An 18,804-nucleotide genomic window follows, 5' to 3' on the forward strand; every position below is an offset into this window, starting at 1 on the left:
TTGGGGGCTTTTGTATAACCGGTGGGTCGGGCGAGATTCGAGCTCGTGACCAACGGCTTGAAAGAGTTAAATGGACCCTTAAAACGACGCTGTACAAGGCTAATCTAGGTCGGTAAGCGTTAAGATTTGCCCTGGGTTACCCCGTAATTAATCTGTTATAAATTTTCGGTATAGTTTTACTTAATTCAAAATTCATAAATCTTCCTTCAATCACCCTAGGGACTAAATGCTTTCCTCTGGTTTGACATCTTTTATAGCTGTTTTTGCAGCACTTTTCCCGGTTATAAATCCCTTGGGTGATGGACCTATTTTTCTTAATATGGTTCAGGGTTGCTCTGAGGGAGTTAGAAAAAAGTTGGCTCGAAGTGTGGCCATTAATTGCTTCTTGATGCTTTTAGGTTCTATGTTGATAGGCCCTCAATTGCTGCTCTTTTTTGGCATCTCGTTACCAGCACTAAAGCTTGCTGGTGGTGCAGTCGTGATTGCGATGGGTTGGAATTTACTGAACCAACAAGGCTCATCTGATCACAATACCAATTCATCATCTCAGATTACCGATGCCACTGCAGGTACTAGCGCTTTCTTTCCTCTAACTATGCCATTGACAGTTGGGCCTGGATCTATTGCAACAGCAATTTCGCTAGTTGCAGCCGAGCAGGATGATAGAGGTTTTCACATTCTGACTGAATTACCTGCCGTGATTGGTGCTACAACAGCCCTAGTTGCACTGTCGCTAGTGATTTACTTGGTATATCGCGAATCATCGGGGATTCAGCGACTTCTAGGCGCAAATGGCACCAATGTTTTGATGCGCTTATTTGCATTCATTTTGCTGGCAATTGGTGTGCAAATTTTTCTAGGCGGATTTAATGGATATGCCCTTGAGTTGTCAAAATTAATTACAGCACACTAGTTAGCATTAATTATCTTAGTTTTATTTTCTCTATTTTTAGGAGGCAGTTATGTGTACATCTCTTTTAACATTCGATGCTGACGGGAAGGCTTATCTTGGTCGTGGTATTGAGTATTCTCGCCTCATGCCGACTCAAATTTCATACTTGCCGGCAGGAACCATAGTTGAGTCTGCAACCCCAGATGGCAAGCAGGGAAAAACTTTTAGCACTCAATATCCTATCTTGGCGTTTGTTGGCCAATCGATTCCTTCAGCAAAATTTCCAGCGGTATTTCAGGGAACCAATGATCAAGGACTCTCTTTTGGTGCTCAGACACTCATCAATTCAAGCTCGCCAACTGTCGGTAATGATCCTTCAAAAATACTCTCTGTAAATGATCTTGGCGCATGGATTTTGGGTAGCTTTAAAAGTGTTCCCGAAGTTAAGGCAGCATTACTCAGTGGTGAAACAGAGTTTTGGTTACCATTAGTGCCAGACTTTGGAAATACCCCTTACCAAGAGCACTATGCTGTTTTTGATAAAAACGGAGGTGCTATTGTTATTGAATTCTTCAACAATAAGTTAAATGTCTATGACAATCCGGTCTATGTCATGACAAATCAGCCGCAGTTTCCATGGCACCTAGAGAATTTAAATAACTACACATTTACCAATCTTGATCAAAATACAGGACAACTTGGAAAAATGAAGTTAGTTTCAACTGATGCTGGAATTGCGTTGGCTGGATTGCCGTCCTCTCAAACTTCTGTTGGTCGATTTGTTAAGGCAGCTTTTTACGCAAATTATGTTCGCAAAGCCACAAATCCGGATGATGCTATAACAACGTTGGCCCACATTATGAATAACTTTGACCGTCCTTATGATCTAACTGTGGATGGAGCAGGTTCAGTGGGTGATGGCCCTGGAGGGGATAGCCAATCTACTGAGGTGAGCTATGTTCTCTTTCTGCACGACCTGTCCAGAAACCTATTCTATGTTCGATCTATTAATGCCATGAACTGGTCAGTGATAGATATTAATAAGTTGAAAGACGTTAAGGAAATCAAATCGATCAATTCATATGATGTTAATCAAGCGGGAGCAGATGCTTTTACGAAGTTTTATCAATAAGTCCTATTAATTGACTATAAAGCCACCTTCGGGTGGTTTTATTTTGTCTGTTAACCCGACATCACACTAACTATCAAGAAACGCGACACCTCTGAGGTGCTTACGGTCGCCCAGTCTCAATCCAGCGTCCGCCATCCTGGCCTATAACGAACCTATAGATCGTCAATTGTCACCAACAGTAACTACATTAAACCAACCTCAAAAAAAGCCCCCTAGATCTCTCTAGAGGCTTTTGTATTGCTGGTGGGTCGGGCGAGATTCGAGCTCGTGACCAACGGATTAAAAGACTTCAGAATTGTACTTAACAGTAGTCAATACATTAACTAAAGCCTGTGGGGAAAGTGGTGTGAGATAGGCAGGCGGTCTCTTGGTGCTGGATATGATCTCTTGGAACTCCTCTGGTGTCGACAGCGTCATAGCGGAGTGCCCGGTTACGTGCTACTTAGTTTATTGGTTTAATCGACATATACCAAGTGGATACTTAATTAAATTGACTACCTTCGGGTGGTTTCTATCTTGCAAGATGATGGGTTGGGTTATATAAGGCAGCATCTATGATTTGGAGACTTTTTGGCAATCCGTTTGTTAATATCTTTGAGCATTGCTTCGTCGGGCTCTTTCCAGTTGGCTCCAGATTGGTTTGCCATATAAATAACTGCAGATGCAAATTCAGCGACAGTTAAGTCCGGCTTTCCTCCTCTTGGGGGCATTGCTCCAACGCCGTGATAACCATCCGAAGTAATGTGTGCCTGACCTTCTTTGATTAATTTTGCCCATTGTTTTTTATCGCCAACTATCGGGGCCTTATTTAATCCAGAAGCATGGCAATTAGAGCAAACAGCTTTATAAGTTTCTTCGCCGTTGGCCATGGTCAATGAGCTCAGCAAACACATACTTAGGAATAGTAAATATTTCATATTTTTTGTTGGAAATGTAATCAATGAAGTCTATGTCTAAATCTACTTGATATCAGCCCACATTATCTTATTGAATTTTGACAGATTTTTTAGGGTAAACCAGTAGGCATGTAAGTATTCAAAAAGAGCATACTTGCTCGATGATATCTAGATATATAGATGCATAACCAATAAAAATAATTAGGAGACAGGTATGAATGAGAATAGCGATCGCCGTCTTTTCTTAAAAGGCACTACTTTGCTTTTGGCACAAGCTGGCATGATCGGCAACGTATTCGCAGCAGGTGAAGCTAAAGCTAATGTAGTGGGTGAGGGTTTGACTCGCTACGTAGCAGAATTTATCTGCAATACCCAGTTTGACAATATTCCTGCATCGACCTTAGCACTTGGTAAAAAATCATTTCTGGATGGCCTGGGCTTAGCAATTTCTGGAAGCGCAACAGAGTTAGGTGACATTGTCCGTAAGCACATTGCTAGCCTCAATATTCGTTCTGGGCCGGCAATTATTATTGGCACCAATATCACCACCGCCCCTCGATTTGCGGCATTTGCAAATGGCATTGATATTCATGCTGATGATTATGATGATACTCAGCTTGCTGTAGCTAAAGATCGTGTTTATGGTTTATTAACCCATCCCACTGCACCCGTTTTACCATCAGCTTTGGCTATTGGCCAATTGACAAAATCTACCGGTAAAGAGGTGATGCTGGCCTACCAAATTGGCGTGGAAGTCGCATGTAAGGTTGCTGAGGCAATCAATCCGCGCCACTACCAAGCAGGATTTCATTCAACGGGAACTTTAGGGGCTATTGGGTCTGCCGCTGCTGCTGCAAAACTATTGCATCTTGATGTACCCGCAACGATTAGGGCTCTGTCTATTGCTGCAAGTGAGGCTGCTGGATTGAGGGAGAACTTTGGAACGATGACCAAACCCTTTCATGCAGGAAGAGCCGCAGAAAGTGGAGTGGTTGCGGCACAATTTGCTCAGGGAGGTTGGACTGCAGCCGATAAAATTCTAGAAGCCCCCAGAGGATTTTTTAATGCTGCTGGCGGTGGATATGATGTCAAGGCTATTCAAGGAAAGCTTGGCAACCCCTGGACATTTGATGATCCCGGAATATCGATTAAGCCTTTTCCATGTGGCTCACTAAATCACCCTGGTATGACAGAGATGCAAAGGCTTATTAAGGCAAACAATATAAAGGCAAAAGATGTAGTGCGGGTGCGAGTAGGTACGAATAGCAATATGCCAAACGCACTCATACACCATCGGCCAACTAATGAGTTACAAGCAAAATTCTCAATGGAATTTTGTATGGCAATCTTGCTCTTAGAGGGGCAAGCAGGCTTGGCGCAATTTAATGATCAGGTGGTTAATCGCCCAGATGTGAAGGCGATGATTGAGAAGGTAGATTTTGTCGTAGACCCTGTAGCTGAGGCTGCTGGATACGACAAGATGACAACTATCATCGATATCAAAATGGCTGATGGCCGAACAATCTCAGGTCGAGCAGACTTTGGTAAGGGTAGCCCGGCTGACCCTATGAGTTATGACGAGGTGGCTGTTAAGTTTTTACAAAATACCGATTTTGCTAAGTTCCCACACAAGAAGGCAGAGAACGTCATTGCACTAGTAAGAAATTTTGAGAATATTGGGAACATTGATCAATTGGCCAAGCAGTTAACCAGATAGCATTCTTCAATCAGAGAAGGTATACAGGAGACAAAAGATGCACAAAAATAAATTAGCACAATATTTTTTAACACTAGCAGTAGGCTTTATTGCAGCAACTGCTCACGCTCAAACTACCTTGCCAGGCGGCTTTATAAAAATGACGCCTAGCGAAATTGTTTGGAAAGATGGTGAAAATGGAATTAAAAATACCGTTTTATTTGGAGATCCCAATAAGCCTGGTCTTTATATTGTGAGAAATATTTTCCCAGCTGGAGTGATGAGTACGCCGCATTCACACGATCAAGATCGCTGGGTTACGGTAATCAAAGGTACTTGGTACTCTGGAACAGATGCTAGCTGGGATCCAAAGAGCACTATTGTGATGCCAGAGGGAAGTATCATGTTCCATCCAGCCAATGCAGTCCACTTTGACGGTTCTTTAAAGGAACCCGTGGAAGTTCAAATCATGGGTATGGGCCCCGTGAAGACAACTTATATTTATCCAAGTGAAGGCAAGTATGGCAAGCCCCATAAATTAAATTAAGTTAGTTTTTTTGGTTGATGCTTGCTTGCTGCTGCCCCTGCATCGGGCTTTAGTTTTAAGTATCCCCATAGAGAAATTAGGATGAGCGCTCCAACCGTAAAGAAGGTGATCCGAAAATCCATTGCCGAAGGGCTATTAATATCACCATCTCTTAGCATGACGGTAATGTGAACAATGGCTGCACCCAAAGCAACGCCTACGCCCTGTGCAAGCTGCCCAATGGTGCTAAAGAGGGTATTGGCGCCACTCATCTTTTCTGGGGGTATATCTACAAATGCCAAGGTTTGTATACAAGTAAATTGCATCGAACGACTAACTCCATAGATAAACATGGCTAGGACAATGCCAATAATGCTTGTATCAGGAGAGAGCATCCCGCATATCATGGCGGCCATAGCAGCAATAAATCCGTTGCCAAGCATAATATTGCGAAAACCAAAGCGCTTTAATAGCATGGGTGTCAAAGGTTTTAAGCCAATATTTCCAAGCATTGCTGCTAAAAATAATAAACCAGACATAAAGGCGCTATAGCCAAACGCAATTTGAAACATCAATGGTGCCAAGAATGGGGTTGCGCCAATTAATACTCTTGTGAAGGACCCCGAAAAGAATGTAATGCCAAAGGTCGGTACTTTTAGCACCGAGAAATCTAATAATGGATGGGGGTGTTTTTTTGCATGAAACCAAGATGTAACCCCGCAAGCTATTCCTAGGGCGCTATAGCCTACGGCTGATTTGCTAAAGCCTTCGCTGCCAATTGATTCAACGCCAATGATTGTGAAGGCTAGCGCGCTGCCAATAATGAGAAAGCCAATGTAATCGAGCGGACGTTTTTCTATTTGGTGATCATTTGAAACGAATTTTCGGATAAGCCCTATACCCAGTAATCCTAGGGGCACATTCAGAATAAAGATCCAGTGCCATGAAAAGTAAGTAGTCAAGAATCCACCCAGGGGCGGTCCAATTACAGGCGCAACCAACCCAGGCCAGGTTATTAAAGCGATTGTTTTCACTAATTCCGATTTTGAGGTTGTTCTTAAAACAATCAGTCGCCCAACAGGGACCATCATTGCTCCACCAATGCCCTGAAGAATGCGAGCGAGCATAAATTGATTTACTGTTTGACTAAGGGCACAAAGGACCGAGGCAAAAGTAAAGATACCAACAGCAGAGCCAAATACAGTTTGAGATCCCAGGCGGTCTGAGAGCCATCCGCTTATAGGGATGAAGACTGCTAGCGTAATTAAGTAGGCTGTAATGCCGACACTCATATCGACGGCATTTACTCCCAATGTTTGAGCCATCTGGGGTAGTGCAGTGGTGATCACTGTGCCATCTAGGTTTTCCATAAAGAAGGCTGTAGCCACTATCAATGGAACAATATTTGATTTGTGTGCGGATGTATTCATATGCACATATTTTAGGATCTAATTGCATCAAGAATTGGGCTCATAATCCAATGAGGTTCACCGAGCCCGTGCTGGGTTAGTAATACGTTGGTGGTCGGCTGATGCATTCGCTGGGGATGGCTTGGAGTATGAAAAAATAATGGGTTTTTTCTAAGTTGCCTATAGTCGAGTCGGTTCCCCAGCATCCGCCATCCTGACCCATAACGACCCCATAGATCATCCATTGTTTCGATCAGTCACCGCATTCCATCCAACAAAAAGAAAAAGCCCCTAGATTTCTCTAGAGGCTTTTGTATAACTGGTGGGTCGGGCGAGATTCAGACTCGCGACCAACGGATTATAAGAAGCTCTGGCTGCTCAAGGCCTGCAAATAAATCAATGACCTAAAAGTCCTCAATAAATATGAAATTAAGTATGCGAACGATTTCTAGACAATTTCATAAGTCAGGAGTATGACTGCAGCGCCCATACAGAGCAATGCGAGCATAAAGAACTTGTCCGCAATATCTTCAAAATAAACCTTCTTTGAATGGCTTCGAATAGATAAGTATGAAAAGATGGAGCTTGCTAGAAAGATGAGGGCATCAAGAGCTAAGAGATCATCGACCCAGTAAGCCATTCCTCTATTGGTCTGGGTTAGTTTGACAATGCTGATAACGGTCATACATACCCCAAGCATTGCGCCTGAAGTCGGAAGAATGTGACCGCTTAAATTATTTGGCTTACGCATTTATTGATGAATATAGCCTGGCAAAGACCCTGACCCAGAGTTTTGATTGGGCTGCGGTGAGCCGCCAAGATCAGGTAAGTTGTACTGTGGTTGGCTAGGAGTCAACCTTTTAGGGCTTGCATTAATAAAGGTGGGAACTTTGCTATCAAATAGCGTCTTTTGCTCAGTGCTGAATAATTTGTAAAGTGGTTTGGCGGCTTCTTCTACCTCTTTTAGGCTGGTGTATCGGCTTTTCGCATCTTCAGTCGATTGATTGAGATATTTCAGCCCATCAACAGTAGTGGGAGTTTCGTTGTTTAATCTAGCCCTCTCATTGGCAACATCACTGGCATAGAGTCTTACCTTGCTTGAAAAATTAGCCCAAGCCTTACTTTGTTCGGGGGTTGGCTTAAGGCTCTCTTCAAGCTTAGATAAGCCGGTTTCTATTTGCTCATAAGTGAGCAAATGTGATCCGGGAGCAGGGATAGCAATATGGCTATTTGTCGAAGCGCCGGAAGAGTCGGGGTTAGAGGGATTGCGTCCTGCCCCCCTGCGCATGCCGGGCATTCCAGGGATTCCAGAGCCTTGTGATCCACCCCATTGTGCATAAGACTCTTGAATAGGCAAAATTGCTACTAAAACTAGAAAACTCAAGATAATTGAGCGTGAAGTCATGAAAACTCGGGTCATTTTTTCTAAACTAAATGTGTTTAACTATTGTTAGACGGTGAATTTGGCAAATACTTACTCTAAAAATGAAAATAATTATTTTGTCCTAGTCGTAAGTTTTCTGGGGGTGCCTGCGTCTAAATAGTAACTAACAAGGAGAAGTCAATGAAAAGAACGATGCAAGGCTTGATTATGTCCAGTATTTTGATGGTAAGCGCCATCAGCATAGCTAGCGCCGCTTTACCGGAGCCACAAGATCCCCAGGTGGTTGCTAATATGAGTTTTGAGCAACGTCTGCAAATGTCTAAAGACTTGCGGGAGCAATTTAAGCAGGCTACGCCTGAAGAGCGACGTGAGTATCGTCAAAAACTTCATGCCAAATTTAAGGCATTAAGTCCGGAAGAGCGTAAAGCATTAAGAGAAAAAATGCATGCCCAGTGGAAGGCTTTAAGTCCTGAGCAAAAGAAAGAGTTAAAGGAAAACCGCAAGGCAATGATTGCCGCAATGACCCCTGAAGAGCGCGCTGAGATGAAAAAAGAGCGTGAAGAATGGATGAAGGCGCACCCTCAAGAAAAAGAACATTGGAATAAGCCAATGAGTAATTAAGGATCAGTTTGAGTTTATTTTCAAATAAGCAACACCGTATTGAGCGGGCTTTATTAAAGAGTGCGGTAGCAGGAAATTCTCAGGCATCAAAAGAAGTGATTGGCTTGCTGAGTTCTCCTGCTTACTCTTTAGCCTGGAAGATGCTTGGTAAAAAAGAAGATGCTGAAGATGTTGTGCAAGAAGCCTTTATTCGACTTTGGAAAAGCGCAGATACGTTTTCGGGTAAATCAGGGTTATCCACTTACTTTTACACAATCGTGAGTCATCTTTGCTTGGATAAGATCAAAAGTATTAATAAAGGCTTTTTTGAGGAGTTTGATGAATTTGAGCATCACCCAATTCAGGAGGTCGAGTGGAATCTTGCGGAGGGTATTGAGCCGGAGATGATAAAAAGGGCCATGAATTCCTTAAGTGCTAAACAAAGAATGGCGATGTTGATGTGGGCTTATCAGGATATGACAGCCGAGCAAATTGGACATGCGCTTGAGATGAATAAAAACAGCGTTGATCAGTTGCTATATAGAGCCAAGTTGAAATTAAAGGCAGAATTGGAAAAAGGTGAATCTTATGCGATCGAACGATAAAATGGATTTAAAGAAAGTGCTGGATCAAATTGAGGTTCAAGACTCTTCTAACCATTTTGAACAACGCATTTATCAAGATTGGCAACAGACGGTCTCCAATGGCAGCCAACCAGCACATCGATTCTCCAATGTTTTAGTTCTCGCTAGATTGCATCCTAAAATTGTTGGATTGATTGCAGTAGTAGCTATTACAGCCTCTGTGTTGTTAGGTCAACATCTCCTGACGTCACAGGATGAAGAGTTGCACAGGATTGACGCCTTGTCTGAACTGAGTCTTTCAACTATTTAGTTAATCTATGTGTTTCTTGACCTTGAGCTTAAAAGAAAAAGCCTCTAGATTTCTCTAGAGGCTTTTGTATAACTGGTGGGTCGGGCGAGATTCGAACTCGCCACCAAGGATGTCTAGGCCGTAAGTTGCCGCTGCTTAATGAGTTCTGCGGCAGGGATCCGTACTATCTTGCCATTAACTGTGGTCACGATTGCAGTATTGGTTTGGATTGCTAAGTCTATTGCTGCTTGACCTGCTCGTTGCATAGCGTAGTAGGATCCTGCGATATCGGGATCCGAAGAATTGCGAATGTCTTTGCTTGGTGTAGTCATGGCTAACCTTGATCTATTTGTTCGGGTGGTGTTTTGTCACCATTTAACAATACCCATGATTTTACAACTTTTTGATACTTTGGGAGATTCTCTAATCCTGCTCGATAGCGCCTACGAATGACTTCTTCAGGAATGTTATGCCCGCCCTGTGCAACCCGCTCCACTACACGAGAGATGGCTAATTCAGGAGAGCTTAGTGCAATAAACCAGAGCTTAATTGCGTAACCTAAGCCTTTCCACTCTTGAATGCGTTGTAGATAATGGGTGCCAGATAAAGTAGTTTCAAATGCAAAGCTTTCGCCCGCTTTAGTATATTCATCTAATTCATTGAGCATCAAGCGAGCAGCCTTGAATGCAACAGATTCAGGATTAAAAGGTGCTAATCCAGCTGCTATAAGATCAGCATTAATAAAGCGAAATGTATGGGCTTCTTGCGGTAAGAAGTTTTTGGCAAAAGTAGTTTTGCCAGCCCCATTGGGTCCTGCAATGATAATAATTTTTTTATTTATTGCAGACATCATTTGGGTTGATTTGCGGCATAACGTTGTTTGGTTTCTTCCAGAATTTGCGCAATACTCTTTTTGCCAGCAACATAGTCAGCGAGGTTTTGCTCTAACTGTTTAGTGGGTGTAATGTCTTCAATCCGAGCAGAGGCCACAGCACTAGAAACCTTATATTGGCGTACCTGAGATTGGGTTGAAGACTTTGTTGGCATGGATCTATTTTAGTGGCTCTAGATCTGCTTTCCTAGTCAAAAAATGGCCCTAAAACGGGCAGGGAAGGACTCTTTTTGATTAATATCTTGGGAAATAAAAAAGCCCCGCAAAAGCGAGGCTTAGTGATGCTGGTGGGTCGGGCGAGATTCGAACTCGCGACCAACGGATTATGGATCCTTGGCCCTTATCGATTCCGCCCCGGGCCACCAAGAAACACCACAACCACCTGAAGGTGGTTTTTTCTATGGGATCTGTTATAAATTGATTTAACTATTAATGGAGCTTATATGACCCAGTCTTCCCGCCGTGCTTTCTTAAAAACCTCTGCTGTTGGGGGCGCATCAGCGGCATTGGGTAAATCTACTTTTGCTGAGCCACAAGCTACCAAAAAAAACGCGATGGATCACGTAGTTTTGGTGATATTTGAGAATCGTTCTTTTGACAATATTCTTGGACACCTTTATCAGCCGGGTGAGGTTCCAAAGTTTGAGGGTGTTATTGGTAAGGGCCTTAGCAATCCGGTGCCATCATGGGCTCAGTATCCCGCGCCAAATGGCAGAGTTCCATTTGGTCCAGCTACCTACATGGATGGTCCAAATCCAGATTCAGGCGAAGAGCATCCACATACGAATACACAGATCTACAACATCTTGGATGAGCGCAATCGCTTTAAGATGGCCAGTCAGATGACAGCGCCATACAATGCGCCTGAATCCTCTTTGGTTAGACCATCAATGGATGGCTTTGTGACAGACTATATTAGTACTTTCACTGCTGAGATGGGTCGTCAGCCAACCTATCAAGAGTATTCACAAATCATGACTGGCTACACGCCAGAGCAAATTCCAGTGATTAGCAGTTTGGCAAAAGGATTTTCTTGTTTTGATCATTGGTACTCTGAAGTGCCATCACAAACTTTTACGAATCGCTCATTTTGGACTGCCGGGACATCATCGGGTTTTGTGGTGAACGATCCATCAACCAACTTCTTGTTTAAAAATACCGCTGAGACGATTTTTAATCGCCTAGAGGCACATGGTAAAACTTGGAAGATTTACGTTTGCGAGCCTGATCCGATTTCATTTACTGGCTTGATTAATATGCCGAGTTTGAAGCCATATTTCAAAACCCATATTGTTCCGTTTTCTGAATATGAGAAAGATTGCGCGAACGGTACATTGCCAGATTTTTGTTTGATTGAGCCTAACTTGCTCGCAGCTCATAATGATTATCACCCTGCATTTGGCAGGGCCTTGATCCAAGGCATTGATCTTCCAATTGATCCGCCATCGTCGATTTTGGGTGGAGAAGCCTTTTTAACTCGTATCTATAACGCTTACAAAGGCATGGGTACGACGCAAGCAGGATCAAATGTGCTCAATACCACTTTGTTTATTGGTTGGGATGAGCCAGGAGGCACCTATGATCACGTTGCGCCGCCCTTGGTACCGGCGCCAGATCCATCGGTACCAAAGGGTCAAGAAGGATTTGATTTCCGTAGATCAGGCTATCGGGTTCCTGCGGTAATGATTTCACCATGGATTCCCGAAAAGACGGTTTACACAAAAGAGTTCCGCCATACATCCATGATTGCGAGTTTGCGCAAAGCATGGAACCTTGGAAAGCCGTTTACTGCTCGTGATGCAAATGCGAGAACGCTGGAATCTTGCTTTACCTTAAATACCCCTCGCGATCCAAGTACATGGCCCACTCCAATCGCGCGACGAGTGCCAGAATACAAAGCGCCAGACTTAAATGATCTGCCGCCGGCATATTCTGGATTAGCTAAAGCAATGATTCCGGGAGTGGTGAAATTAGCGCATGCTGAAGGTTATCAAACTCCCTCTATGCCAAAAGATCCTAACGGCCTAATTACTCCAAAACAAGGTATTAAGATTGCTCTAGAGTTGGCGGCTGAGATGTTTCCTCAGTTAGCGCAAAAAGGAAATATCAAGAGTCAGTATTAATCTTTCAAAAGGATAAAATACCCTGGGCCCTGGTCGATTCCGCCCCGAGCCAACAAGAAACACTGAAACCACCTTTCGGGGTGGTTTTATTTTGTCGGTTAACCCGACAAATCACCATCAAGTGTCCGGAAAAGTGACGCTTGTTTTGTCGGGTTAACCGACAAAGCCTCCTCTTTATGAACTGTTTTAGGCGCCATAACCTTTTGAAATCCTAGTGGTTTTCTTTGGATGTCTGCTCTCATAACCTGAGAACCTAAAGTAAACCCAAAACTAATAAAAAGTAAGTCAGGAATATAAATGGTGAGGTTTTGTCAGTTGAGCGTTACTTTAAGTAACGCTTGTGAGCTTAGAAAAGTGTGTAGACAGCACTACACATTTTCTGAGTGTGGCAAAAAAGTCGGCTAGTCGCCCTTGAAAAGAGAAGATTAATGAGTGATCTTGTATCAGTCAAAATAGTTTTCAACTAAATTACATCTCAATATGGGCACGAAGGCCAAAGAAATTGACTGGCCCCCTGGCAGCGTTATAGGCTGGATTTGCAATGCGCTGGTAGTCGGCAGACAGATATAGCTCTTTATAAACCTTGGCGCTGTAAAAAGTCTCCAAAATCTGTTCTGTTTTGTAGCTTAGATTGCCATCCCCAATGAAGGGGGACATCCCACCCATTTGTAGATATGTTCTTTGTATTGGGGCAATGCCATTTATTGCAAAGCCAATACCTAGTGTGTCATTAGGTCTAGACCAATTGCCGCCTTTGATGCTGACCCCTCCAAGAGGGAGCGGCTAATGTCCACAGTTTGGGTTTCGGTATTGCCGGGATTCCAACTCCAGCGGCCAAAAATTCCGACCTCATCATTGATGGCTTGCTCGATGTTTAAGCCATATCCCCAGGAATTTTGGGCAGCAAGTCGAGTGTTTGTTACATCGGGAATTGATCCGGACTGCTGTCCAAGTGCTACTGCACTTTGATAATTGCCCATATATGCGTGTTGTTGATAGTAAAGCGCTCTTACTGCGCCAGGTTTACCCCACAATTCATGTTCATGAGTTAACTCAACTTGATTAGCGTAATCTTGAGTCATGCTGTAATCGAGTTGGGCGGTATTGGGAATGGTTGGCATTGCTAACCTTGCTGCTTTCAAGGTCCAATCGCCTTGATACCATTCTGCTACGGCGCCATAGGTATAGCCTTTAGTGTCGGCAGCATAGCTATAGGCGCCCATGGAAAAGATGGCAAAGTTTTGAAATTGCGTTCTGGGATCATGGCTATAGCTGTTTTGATCAAAGAAATCTAGGGTGGCAAACTTTCCAAAGCTGACCACGATTCTATTTTTATCAAGGTTACCCGCTAATTGATTTGGGCCTCCTTCAATATGTTCTTTACCGCCGCCAAGGCCAAAGGTTTGGCGAATGAATGCGCGAGCGGTGTAGTAGACAGGTGGGGCATAAGAACCTTTTTGCAATTCACCATTTTGAAATCCGCCCAAGCCGACCAACTGTCCATTAAATGGAGTACCTTCAAACATTTCTGGGTTCCAGTAGACTTCAGCGCCTTCCCAAAGTCTGGCGCCTAGAAAAGCAGTTGCACTTAAGGTGTAGCTTTTGCCTCCCCCGCCTTCTGATTTGTTGAGAAGACTGTTTTGCCCGTAGTAAGGGGAGTTGAAATTATTCTTTTGCTGAACAATGTAAGTGGACTGCCCATGAATGCTCCACTGCTCTGTTTCACCCTCGACAGAAACTTGACTATCGACTGTAGGTGAGTCACTTACAGGTGATTCAGCCAAAACAATAGGCATATCACTAACCGGCGCCTCTGCCTTTACAGCAGAAGATAGGCCGCCCAAATAAAGGGCGCTAATTAGGCCAATAAAGGCTGTGCGGTTTGTATTAAATGAGAAAAACATCAGAAATGTCAAATATACTTAATGAGAATTGTTCTCATCTTAGCATATAATTGAGAATGACTCTCAATTGGAGAAATACCCATTGAATGCGGCTTAAACATCAAATACCTTAGAATCAGACAATGCGCTTGATGTCTATTGCCACCCTCATCTTTATATTCAATATAGTTTTTATGCCTGTATTGGGGGCGGCTCACGAGCAATCACATCAGACTCAGGAGGGCGTCGCCCAAATTACTTGGAATGATGATCAATCTAGTAATGGCTTATTTCAAATAGTTCACGATGATCATCATGATCAAGCAAGCTCCAGCAATCCAGACCATCATGATGGCGATCATCAGTGTCATCACATTTCAGTAGTTGGTATGGTGGGATCCAGCAATACTTCAGTAGCTCGGGATCTCAAAAGCTATAACGCAATTGAGCCACTTTTAACCCTGGAATTTTTCCCAACCAGAATCGAGTATCCGCCCAGAAACGCTTAAACAAATAGCCCTGAACTCAATCTCTTGCGATTGAGCATTCCACATTTGTTTAAGGTTTTATATGAAAGCGATAAGAGTTGCTTTATTTGCTTTAGCTTTTGCTTCAAGCATTCATAGCTCAGCAGTATGTGCCGAAGAGTCTATTGATGACCGTACACTGATTTTGTTGGTAGGTCCCGCAATCGAGAAAAATAAAGTAGATGGTTCAAAAGCCTATGGCACTTCATTGGCTGTTGAATTTACGGCGATTGAACATCAATTAGAAATTGAAGTGGGAACGCAGTATCTGAGTACATCCAATCCAAAAGAGCTCGGAGCCCAAATCATCTTTAAAAAACCATTTGAGTTGGCATCCGATATTGAGCTTGGTGTAGGCTTAGGGCCTGCTATTTGGAGGAAAACAAGCTCTCCCAGTAACAATCTTCAATCAGGAGTTGCCTTTGTCGCCGATTTTATGTTTTGGACAACAAAGAAAGTTGGATGGTATCTCAGTCCCAGTTATACCTACGGCACAAGTAGTGGTGCCGAAAGGGTAATTGGGCTTTCAGTAGGATTGTTGTTCTCAATGTAAGTATCGGATGAGACATCCTCGGCCCTGGTCGATTCCGCCTCGGGCCATTAAGAAATACTAAAACCACCTTCGGGTGGTTTTTTTGTGAGCGTTACTTTAAGTAACCCTTGTGAGATTTTAAAAGTCTGTAGGCTGCACTACACAGTTTTTGTTCACACTTAATGAAATCTAGTCAACACGTCCTCGGCTCCAGTAGACCCCAGAAGATAAGAAAAATTCATTTATTTGTATTGTCAAATCACCAAATTTATTTCAGAATAATCATGCATATTCATTTGTACTGGTTGGATGGATCTGCGCAAAAAGCTAAAAGCTTTTGAGCCACCTCTCGGGGTGGTTTTTTATTTACACCTGCTTTAAATGCCTCTACCTAGTGCATTTTCACCTTAAATGATGCTCATTTTTGGTGCATTTGCCTGTTTTTAGTGATCATAAGTTCTTGCACCAACTTGAAACATTCTTTAATCAATGCAGGCCTTAAGTATTCGAGCCCACATGATTAATTTACTCAAGAGGTGAAACATGAAGCGTAGATCAATTTTGAAGTTGTCAGCATTAGCTGCGGCTTTGAGTTTTACAGGTTTAAGCCATTTAGCAATGGCTCAGAGCAAGGAGCCGATCAAGGTTGGTATCCTGCATTCTTTATCTGGAACGATGGCTATTTCTGAGACATCCCTCAAGGATATGGATTTGATGGTGATTGATCAGATCAATAAAAGTGGCGGTGTTTTAGGTCGTAAGTTAGAGCCAGTAGTTGTCGACCCAGCTTCAAATTGGCCATTATTTGCCGAGAAAGCCCGACAGTTATTGTCAAAAGATAAAGTAGCTGTTGTATTCGGTTGCTGGACTTCTGTTTCACGTAAATCTGTATTGCCAGTATTTGAAGAGCTCAATGGCCTGCTCTTCTATCCAGTGCAATACGAAGGCGAAGAAATGTCTCGTAACGTGTTCTACACCGGCGCAGCACCAAACCAGCAGGCTATTCCTGCAGTTGAGTACTTGATGAGCAAAGAGGGCGGCGGCGCTAAGCGTTGGGTTCTTTTGGGTACAGACTATGTATATCCACGTACTACAAACAAGATTCTTCGCGCATTCTTGAAGTCTAAAGGCGTAAAAGAAGAGGACATCATGGAAACCTACACTCCATTTGGTCACTCTGACTATCAAACTATTGTTGCGAACATTAAGAAATTCTCTCAAGGCGGTAAGACAGCGGTTGTATCCACTATTAATGGTGATTCAAACGTACCATTCTACAAAGAATTGGGTAATGCTGGAATCAAGGCAAAAGATGTTCCTGTAGTCGCCTTCTCTGTGGGTGAAGAAGAATTGCGTGGCGTTGATACCAAGCCATTAGTTGGTCAATTGGCGGCTTGGAACTACTTCATGTCCGTTAAGAATCCAGTAAATGATGAGTGGAAGAAACAATGGGCCGCATACTCTGTAGAGAAGAAGCTGCCTGGAGCTAGCAAGCCTTTGACAGATGATCCAATGGAAGCTAGCCGTACTGGCATCTTGATGTGGAAGGCTGCTGTTGAAAAAGCCGGCACAACGGATGTTGATGCTGTTCGTAAGGCAATGATTGGTCAAAAACTCAATACTCCAAGTGGTTACGAAGAAGTGATGGGTGCAAATCACCATTTGTCTAAGCCAGTCATGATTGGCGAGATCAAAGCTGATGGCCAGTTCAATGTGATTTACAAAACTCCAACAGCTATTCCAGCTAAACCATGGAGCCAGTATATCGATGGCAATGCAGGCAAGCCTGATTCAGTTCAGTAATTATCAATAGAAATTCCCTCCCTCAAGCGGGGGAGGGCTTTCAATCATCTTTATGAAACCCTATTTTTTTTCAAAACTAATCCTTTCGGCCATTTGCATTTTGGCCTGGGGGATTACTTTTGCGAAAATGAATGCAACAGACTTAAAGCCTTTGTTTGGCGATAACTTTGATACCAAAGTTAAAGTAGTTCAGGATTTATCTAAAGAAGGCAGCCCGGAAGCCCTTCAAATTCTGGAGGCTTTAAGTGCCGAAACTCTTTTTTCATCCCCTCAAGCAGTCGTCATCCAAAAGGGTGATCAATATATCGATGCCTTAACTAGCCAGCCAGTTTCTGTGAAGGCAGATGAGCTGCAAGATGTTGTTCTGAATAATCAATTACGTAGCAAAGTTGATAGTGCATTGCTGGGTTTGCAGCTGGCATCTCCTGATCCGCAGGTTCGAACTAAAGCTGTAGATGCATTAATCAAAGATCCAGATCCAGATACATTCCCATTGGTTGAGAATTTACTTGCTACAGAGAAGGATCCATCACTTAAGCCAAAAGTTCAGAAGCTTTGGGCACTTTTGGCTTTGCAGTCGGATAACCAAGAGTCAAAATTAAAAGCGATTGAGTTGTTGGGTGACAGTGGAGATCCTCAAGTAGCGGCCTTGTTGGCGCCATTGGCTAAAGAGGGTGGTCCAGTTCAAGAAGCTGCCGAAAAAGCGCTGGCCAAAATTAAGAAGTCTGAGTTTAGCGGTGAGATTCTCGGTAATGTGATTGCTGGCTTTAGTTACGGCAGTATCTTATTGCTCTGTGCTTTGGGTCTTGCTATTACTTATGGCTTGATCGGGGTCATTAATATGGCTCATGGAGAGTTCCTCATGGTGGGTGCTTACGCAACTTATGTGGTTCAAGGATTCTTTAGGCAATACGCCCCGGGTTACTTGGATTGGTATTTATTGTTCGCTTTACCGGTGGCTTTCTTGGCTGCAGCCGTAGTGGGAATATTGATTGAAAGAACGGTTATTAAGTTTCTATATGGCCGTCCACTTGAGACTTTGTTGGCTACCTTTGGTGTTAGCCTTTTGATGATTCAACTGACCCGAACTATTTTTGGTGCTCAAAACGTTGAGGTTGCCAATCCAACGTGGATGTCCGGTGCGATACAAGTTTTGCCGAATCTGGTAGTTCCGTATAACCGAATTATTATTTTTGGATTTGCTATTGCAGTAGTCATTGTTACTTGGCTGGTACTCAATAAGACTCGTCTTGGTCTATTTGTCAGGGCGGTCACACAGAACCGTACTATGGCAGCATGCGTAGGCGTCAAAACAGTTCGGGTGGATATGTATGCCTTTGCCTTTGGTGCAGGTATCGCAGGTCTCGGTGGTGTAGCCCTTTCCCAAATTGGTAATGTCGGCCCCGATCTTGGCCAAAGTTATATTGTGGATTCATTTATGGTGGTGGTCCTTGGTGGTGTTGGCCAACTCGCAGGAACTATCTATGGTGCCTTTGGCCTGGGCATTACCAGTAAGCTGCTTGAGCCATTCATTGGCGCAGTTTTGGCGAAAATTGCTATTTTGGTATTCATCATCATCTTTATTCAAAGACGTCCACAAGGCCTCTTCGCATTAAAAGGAAGGAGCGTTGATTAA

21 protein-coding genes are annotated in these 18,804 nt (G+C 43.4%); 12 read left to right on the forward strand and 9 right to left on the reverse strand.

Annotated features, from left to right (window positions below; genetic code table 11):
* Positions 1-226 precede the first annotated feature (226 nt).
* Together A9236_RS07870 and A9236_RS07875 are read left to right on the forward strand one after the other, a co-directional pair.
* Entirely contained in the window at positions 227-913 is a 687-nt protein-coding gene (locus A9236_RS07870) for a MarC family protein (RefSeq protein WP_071464839.1), read from the forward strand.
* A 49-nt stretch (positions 914-962) separates the two neighbouring features.
* Complete coding sequence (locus A9236_RS07875; RefSeq protein ID WP_083393439.1) at positions 963-2,024, forward strand: linear amide C-N hydrolase; 1,062 nt, start codon at positions 963-965, stop codon at positions 2,022-2,024.
* Positions 2,025-2,560: 536 nt separating this feature from the next.
* On the opposite strand, the gene A9236_RS07880 is transcribed toward A9236_RS07875, so the two are convergent.
* Positions 2,561-2,965 (reverse strand): cytochrome c5 family protein, encoded by a 405-nt coding sequence (locus A9236_RS07880; protein ID WP_236638790.1) that lies wholly within the window; start codon positions 2,963-2,965, stop codon positions 2,561-2,563.
* 169 nt (positions 2,966-3,134) lie between these two features.
* Here A9236_RS07880 and A9236_RS07885 point away from each other — a divergent pair, with 169 nt between their 5' ends.
* Together A9236_RS07885 and A9236_RS07890 are read left to right on the forward strand one after the other, a co-directional pair.
* Positions 3,135-4,637 (forward strand): MmgE/PrpD family protein, encoded by a 1,503-nt coding sequence (locus A9236_RS07885; protein WP_236638792.1) that lies wholly within the window; start codon positions 3,135-3,137, stop codon positions 4,635-4,637.
* 37 nt (positions 4,638-4,674) lie between these two features.
* Positions 4,675-5,163 carry a cupin domain-containing protein gene (locus A9236_RS07890; RefSeq protein ID WP_071464841.1) on the forward strand — a complete coding sequence of 163 codons (489 nt, stop codon included), beginning with the start codon at positions 4,675-4,677 and terminating at the stop codon, positions 5,161-5,163.
* Here A9236_RS07890 and A9236_RS07895 read toward each other — a convergent pair.
* The 3 genes from A9236_RS07895 to A9236_RS07905 all read right to left on the reverse strand — a co-directional run bounded on the left by A9236_RS07895 (position 5,160) and on the right by A9236_RS07905 (position 7,956).
* Positions 5,160-6,572 carry an MFS transporter gene (locus A9236_RS07895; protein WP_071464842.1) on the reverse strand — a complete coding sequence of 471 codons (1,413 nt, stop codon included), beginning with the start codon at positions 6,570-6,572 and terminating at the stop codon, positions 5,160-5,162. The two genes, A9236_RS07890 and A9236_RS07895, sit on opposite strands and share 4 nt — an antisense overlap.
* Before the next feature lie 427 nt (positions 6,573-6,999).
* Complete coding sequence (locus A9236_RS07900; protein ID WP_071464843.1) at positions 7,000-7,302, reverse strand: hypothetical protein; 303 nt, start codon at positions 7,300-7,302, stop codon at positions 7,000-7,002.
* Positions 7,303-7,956 (reverse strand): Spy/CpxP family protein refolding chaperone, encoded by a 654-nt coding sequence (locus tag A9236_RS07905; protein WP_071464844.1) that lies wholly within the window; start codon positions 7,954-7,956, stop codon positions 7,303-7,305.
* Between the two features lie 159 nt (positions 7,957-8,115).
* Here A9236_RS07905 and A9236_RS07910 point away from each other — a divergent pair, with 159 nt between their 5' ends.
* The 3 genes from A9236_RS07910 to A9236_RS07920 are packed head-to-tail and all read left to right on the forward strand — an operon-like array spanning position 8,116 to position 9,429.
* Entirely contained in the window at positions 8,116-8,556 is a 441-nt protein-coding gene (locus A9236_RS07910) for a DUF3106 domain-containing protein (protein WP_071464845.1), read from the forward strand.
* 8 nt (positions 8,557-8,564) lie between these two features.
* On the forward strand, positions 8,565-9,140 hold the full coding sequence (locus tag A9236_RS07915; RefSeq protein WP_071464846.1) for an RNA polymerase sigma factor: 576 nt from the start codon (positions 8,565-8,567) through the stop codon (positions 9,138-9,140).
* Positions 9,124-9,429, forward strand: coding sequence for a hypothetical protein (locus A9236_RS07920; RefSeq protein ID WP_143070597.1), 306 nt, complete (start codon positions 9,124-9,126; stop codon positions 9,427-9,429). The genes A9236_RS07915 and A9236_RS07920 overlap by 17 nt, the downstream gene beginning before the upstream one ends.
* A 113-nt stretch (positions 9,430-9,542) precedes the next feature.
* Here A9236_RS07920 and A9236_RS07925 read toward each other — a convergent pair whose 3' ends face one another.
* Genes A9236_RS07925 through A9236_RS07935 form a run of 3 tightly spaced genes read right to left on the reverse strand, consistent with a single transcriptional unit; the run spans position 9,543 to position 10,455 of the window.
* Positions 9,543-9,740 carry a hypothetical protein gene (locus tag A9236_RS07925; protein WP_071464848.1) on the reverse strand — a complete coding sequence of 66 codons (198 nt, stop codon included), beginning with the start codon at positions 9,738-9,740 and terminating at the stop codon, positions 9,543-9,545.
* 2 nt (positions 9,741-9,742) lie between these two features.
* Positions 9,743-10,261: a zeta toxin family protein gene (locus A9236_RS07930; RefSeq protein WP_071464849.1), complete on the reverse strand. Its 519-nt coding sequence runs from the start codon at positions 10,259-10,261 to the stop codon at positions 9,743-9,745.
* On the reverse strand, positions 10,258-10,455 hold the full coding sequence (locus A9236_RS07935) for an antitoxin VbhA family protein (RefSeq protein ID WP_071464850.1): 198 nt from the start codon (positions 10,453-10,455) through the stop codon (positions 10,258-10,260). Before A9236_RS07935 ends, A9236_RS07930 begins: the two co-directional genes overlap by 4 nt.
* 288 nt (positions 10,456-10,743) lie before the next feature.
* Here A9236_RS07935 and A9236_RS07940 point away from each other — a divergent pair, with 288 nt between their 5' ends.
* Complete coding sequence (locus tag A9236_RS07940; RefSeq protein WP_071464851.1) at positions 10,744-12,423, forward strand: alkaline phosphatase family protein; 1,680 nt, start codon at positions 10,744-10,746, stop codon at positions 12,421-12,423.
* Positions 12,424-12,891: 468 nt separating this feature from the next.
* Here A9236_RS07940 and A9236_RS11445 read toward each other — a convergent pair whose 3' ends face one another.
* Entirely contained in the window at positions 12,892-13,182 is a 291-nt protein-coding gene (locus A9236_RS11445) for a carbohydrate porin (protein WP_083393441.1), read from the reverse strand.
* Positions 13,143-14,327 (reverse strand): carbohydrate porin, encoded by a 1,185-nt coding sequence (locus A9236_RS11450; RefSeq protein WP_083393442.1) that lies wholly within the window; start codon positions 14,325-14,327, stop codon positions 13,143-13,145. Before A9236_RS11450 ends, A9236_RS11445 begins: the two co-directional genes overlap by 40 nt.
* Before the next feature lie 122 nt (positions 14,328-14,449).
* Between A9236_RS11450 and A9236_RS07950 the strand changes: the two genes are divergently transcribed.
* The 4 genes from A9236_RS07950 (at position 14,450) to urtB (ending at position 18,804) form a co-directional block, all read left to right on the forward strand.
* On the forward strand, positions 14,450-14,815 hold the full coding sequence (locus A9236_RS07950) for a hypothetical protein (RefSeq protein ID WP_071464852.1): 366 nt from the start codon (positions 14,450-14,452) through the stop codon (positions 14,813-14,815).
* Positions 14,816-14,876: 61 nt separating this feature from the next.
* On the forward strand, positions 14,877-15,386 hold the full coding sequence (locus A9236_RS07955) for a hypothetical protein (RefSeq protein WP_071464853.1): 510 nt from the start codon (positions 14,877-14,879) through the stop codon (positions 15,384-15,386).
* 522 nt (positions 15,387-15,908) lie between these two features.
* A complete protein-coding gene (gene urtA, locus A9236_RS07960; protein WP_071464854.1) occupies positions 15,909-17,168 on the forward strand; it encodes an urea ABC transporter substrate-binding protein in 1,260 nt (419 codons plus the stop codon).
* Between the two features lie 52 nt (positions 17,169-17,220).
* Entirely contained in the window at positions 17,221-18,804 is a 1,584-nt protein-coding gene (gene urtB, locus A9236_RS07965) for an urea ABC transporter permease subunit UrtB (protein ID WP_071464855.1), read from the forward strand.

It is taken from the genome of Polynucleobacter sp. QLW-P1DATA-2, assembly GCF_001870365.1.
Classification (GTDB): Bacteria; Pseudomonadota; Gammaproteobacteria; order Burkholderiales; family Burkholderiaceae; genus Polynucleobacter.